The sequence below is a fragment of the Hyphomonas chukchiensis genome (assembly GCF_000682695.1).
Taxonomy (GTDB): Bacteria; Pseudomonadota; Alphaproteobacteria; order Caulobacterales; family Hyphomonadaceae; genus Hyphomonas; species Hyphomonas chukchiensis.
The window spans coordinates 1-3,722 of the sequence record NZ_AWFG01000057.1 but is presented as its reverse complement, the minus strand read 5'-3'; the positions used below and the strand labels follow the sequence as shown (position 1 = coordinate 3,722).

The following is a 3,722-nucleotide window of genomic DNA, read 5'->3' as shown; positions in this document are numbered from 1 at the left end:
TACCTATGTGTCCGGGTCGGACAAAGGGGGAGTGGCTCCGCGAGTAGGAGCCACCCCAGTATTTCATGCCGTTCCATGTTGTTCCAAAAAATGTAAAAAAATTCATTTAATACAACTCATTGGAGAACAGGCTTGTTTTGTGGTGTTCCATTTTATATCACTCTATCGAAATTCTTTTGTGGGGCGGTTTGTGGGGCGAAACCATATGCCAAAGTTACTTACTCCTCTTTCAGCCAAAGCTGTCGCGTCTCTGAAACACTCAGGTACGGGCGAAAAATCGAGGCATTCGGTGGGCGGCATTGCCGGATTGTATCTCGTCACTTATGCGAGTGGGGCTCGGTGTTGGTTGCTTCGGGGTACATTGAACAAACGTCGCAAAGAAATCGGTCTGGGCTCGGCATTCGAGTTGTCACTCAGCGAAGCGCGCGAGAAAGCACGTGAGTACCGCAGGCAGTTGGCAGATGGGATTGACCCCACTTTCAAGGAAGAAACAGTTGAGCAAAAGCGAATTATCTTTGCCAAGGCTGTCGAACAGTTTTTCGAAACTGAATTGTCCGAGGTTAAGGAGAAAGAATTTAAAGCGTGGAAAAATACGCTCCATACCTATGCTGTTCCGATCATTGGAAAATTGGACGTTGAGCATATTACTACGCTTCACATCGCAGATGTGCTCAAGCCAATTTGGTCGACGAAGCGCGAACTCGCCAAGAAGATTAGGGTACGCCTCGACAAGATATTTGTCTGGTTGAAGGCAACGGGCTATCGGGAGCAAGACAGTCCCGCGAAATGGGTGGACCTGAAACCGATTTTGGATCCCCTGGGACGGGATAAGAAAGCCGCGCATCGGCCAGCGGTGCCATTCGTTGACGCGCCGAGGTGGTTCGAATTGATCCGCCAGAAGAAGAGCTTGGCTGCGCGAGCACTCGAGTTTCTGTGTCTTACGGCGGTAAGGTCGGGTGATGTGAGATACATGTCCTGGAGTGAGGTCGATTTCGACACGAGAGTCTGGACGATACCGCCGAACAGACAAGGGACAAAACTCAAGACCCGAGACCACAAGGTGCCGCTTACCGAGCCGATGCTGGCGCTACTGCGAAAGGTAAAACAGGAACAGAACGGCGAGTATGTCTTCGCGGGACTCAATGGTTGCCCTATGAGCGAAAATACGATCGCCAAACTTATGCGGGAAGTTCACCTGGAGGAGATCGCAGCCGGTCGAAAGGGCTTCCTGGATCAACAGACAGGGAAGCGCGCGGTGCCGCACGGGCTGCGGTCAACTTTCAGGGATTGGATTGCTGAGTGTACCAACTACCCGGGCGAACTCGCTGAAATCGCAATTGCTCATAAGCAAGGGTCAGAGACAGAACTGGCCTATAAGAGGCTTTCCCAAGTAGAAAAACGCCGCCGCATGATGGCTGACTGGAGTAACTATTTGGGCCATCGCTCAGCCAAGGTTTCCGCACGTTCGAACGCACCTCGCCAGTCAACTTATAGCCTGCACTATGATCCAGTGTAAGTCTGCCCTGTCGCGCCATTAATCCATTCGACCAAAAGGTAATTATGCGCTGCAGGTGATAAAGCTTTATCATACGCCGTAGCGTATATTGACATTTTATACGCTGTGGCGTATGGGGGTCATGAATAGTCAGGAAGCTCGCCAATGTCCCAACTCGTCAGATCACCCAAGCAGCTTGGCGTCGCCTTGCGGCGTTCTCGTCGTACGCAGGCGATGACGCAGGCTGACCTGGCCAGCCGAGCCGGCGTGAGACAAGGCACCATATCACATGTGGAGAACGGGCTTGAAACGGTCAAGCTCAACACGGTGATGGACCTGCTGCGGGCACTCGACCTTGAGATTGTTGTCCGCCAGCGGACCAAAGGCTCGCACAGTGACATTGAGGATCTGTTCTGATGTCCCGGCCGCGGCGTAGCGCAGGACTGGTCGTCGCTCTCAATGGCCGCGTCGTGGGGTTGCTTGATCGCGCCCCGAACGGCGCAATCTCATTTGCGTATGACAAGGAATGGCTCGCCGATGCGCGCCGGGCCATACCTGTCTCATTGTCGCTTCCGTTGCGTGAGGAGCGTTATACCGGGGCGGAAGTGTCCGCCTTCTTCGACAATCTTCTTCCCGACAATGACCAGATCAGGCGCAAGGTTGCCGAAAAGGTGGGGGCGGAGGGCACCGACGCGTTCAGCCTCCTGAATCAGATCGGCCGTGACTGCGTCGGGGCTCTGCAATTCGTACCGGAAGGTGATGAGGTAACACCGCCCACACAGCCTGAGTATCTCCAGCTGAGCGACGCAGACGTCGCTGAGATCATTCGCAATCTGGCCACAGCGCCGCTGGGTGTCAGGCCGAGCGGCGAACGGGAACTGCGGATCTCCATTGCAGGCGCCCAGGAAAAAACGGCCTTGCTTTGGAATGATGGCTGGTGTTTGCCAAAGGGCACAACGCCAACCACGCATATTCTGAAGCCCGGACTCGGCAAGCTTCCGAATGGACTCGACATGACCCAGAGTGTCGAGAACGAGCATTTCTGTCTCACGCTTTGCCGGGAACTCGGGCTTGAAGTGGCGCAAAGTCAGATTGTTGATGTCGATGGCATCCGCATTCTCGCTGTGGAGCGCTTTGATCGCCTGAGAGCGAGTGATGGCCGTTTGCTCCGCATTCCCCAGGAGGATTTCTGCCAGGCGCTCTCGGTGCCGCCGACACGCAAGTATAACAATGACGGCGGACCAGGCATTCGCGAATGTCTCGGTCTCCTGGCTGGCAGCGACTATGCTGAAGAGGACAGGCTGGCCTTCCTGAAGGCCCAGATCGTGTTCTGGCTTATTGGCGCTACTGATGGCCATGCCAAGAATTTCAGCCTCTTTCTGACACCGGGAGGACGCTACCGAATGACGCCGCTCTACGACATCATGTCCTTGCAGCCGAATTATGCGGCGAAGCAGCTCAGGCGGAAGGAATTTCGTCTCTCCATGGCGATTGGGGACAATCGATACTATGCGATGGAAAGCATCCTCCCGTACCACTTCCTTGAGGACGCGAAAGCGGCCGGAATGGCGCAAGATCGGGTCAGGAGTCTCTTTGGCAGTCTTGGCGAAACTATTGAGGGTGCCCTCGAGCGAACCGCCGCAATCATGCCAGACGATTTTCCGAAGCTTCTGGTTGAAGGAATTGGCCATGCGATGCGTAAACGCTCGGCCAAGTTGCTGACTTGAGCGGGAGTATTCACGACCTGGTATATGTCTGCCGGGGAGCTTCCTCGATCCAGTCCTGAACTTCCTGTTCGCGCCAACGAACGGCATCGCCTGGAAGCTTCACCGGGGCAGGAAAGACTTTCGCTCTGACCTTTCTCCACAGTGTTGTCCTGCTGCGATACCCGGTCAGTTCGAGAACCTGTTGCGCTGTAATCAACTTAGCCATTGCGTTTACTCCACTATTGATACTGTTTTTGAGCGAAGACGCTCCTTCAAGATTTCTTTGCTCTTCGAAATCCGCTGTCACTCGCCAGAAAGGTCTCCAGCATCAGCGGCACCAGTGCCGAGGCCGAAACGTCCGTTCCGTACTTCTGCGAATGGATCCGCGCATACGCGTCCAACTCCGACGCAAGCAGGGGATCGACGAGCACCGTCAGTTTCTGCGGCGTCCGGTCCGGCAGCGGCCCGATCTTCAAATTGACGTCACTCATGGCTGTCTACCTCCTTCATAGGGTTTCAGG

Annotated in this window: 5 protein-coding genes; 3 read left to right on the top strand and 2 right to left on the bottom strand. The window is 54.8% G+C overall.

The genetic code is table 11. The features are described from left to right. From HY30_RS15325 to HY30_RS15315, 3 genes are all read left to right on the top strand, one after another. Window positions 1-1,516 (top strand): tyrosine-type recombinase/integrase (locus tag HY30_RS15325; protein WP_206741489.1); only part of this gene is annotated, 1,516 nt, incomplete at its 5' end. A 144-nt stretch (window positions 1,517-1,660) separates the two neighbouring features. After that, on the top strand, window positions 1,661-1,912 hold the full coding sequence (locus HY30_RS15320; RefSeq protein WP_034742700.1) for a helix-turn-helix domain-containing protein: 252 nt from the start codon (window positions 1,661-1,663) through the stop codon (window positions 1,910-1,912). Further along, window positions 1,912-3,222, top strand: a complete 1,311-nt coding sequence (locus HY30_RS15315) for a type II toxin-antitoxin system HipA family toxin (protein WP_034742697.1) — start codon at window positions 1,912-1,914, stop codon at window positions 3,220-3,222. Before HY30_RS15320 ends, HY30_RS15315 begins: the two co-directional genes overlap by 1 nt. 10 nt (window positions 3,223-3,232) lie before the next feature. Here HY30_RS15315 and HY30_RS15310 read toward each other — a convergent pair whose 3' ends face one another. After that, complete coding sequence (locus HY30_RS15310) at window positions 3,233-3,427, bottom strand: helix-turn-helix transcriptional regulator (RefSeq protein ID WP_034742695.1); 195 nt, start codon at window positions 3,425-3,427, stop codon at window positions 3,233-3,235. A gap of 46 nt (window positions 3,428-3,473) precedes the next feature. Continuing rightward, complete coding sequence (locus HY30_RS15305; RefSeq protein ID WP_034742691.1) at window positions 3,474-3,692, bottom strand: DUF2274 domain-containing protein; 219 nt, start codon at window positions 3,690-3,692, stop codon at window positions 3,474-3,476. Window positions 3,693-3,722 lie beyond the last annotated feature (30 nt).

Bases quoted from the DNA above. Each gene is read 5' to 3' on its own strand.
- HY30_RS15320 (WP_034742700.1), top strand. From the start codon at position 1,661: ATGTCCCAACTCGTCAGATCACCCAAGCAGCTTGGCGTCGCCTTGCGG.
- HY30_RS15315 (WP_034742697.1), top strand. From the start codon at position 1,912: ATGTCCCGGCCGCGGCGTAGCGCAGGACTGGTCGTCGCTCTCAATGGC.
- HY30_RS15310 (WP_034742695.1), bottom strand. From the start codon at position 3,427: ATGGCTAAGTTGATTACAGCGCAACAGGTTCTCGAACTGACCGGGTAT.
- HY30_RS15305 (WP_034742691.1), bottom strand. From the start codon at position 3,692: ATGAGTGACGTCAATTTGAAGATCGGGCCGCTGCCGGACCGGACGCCG.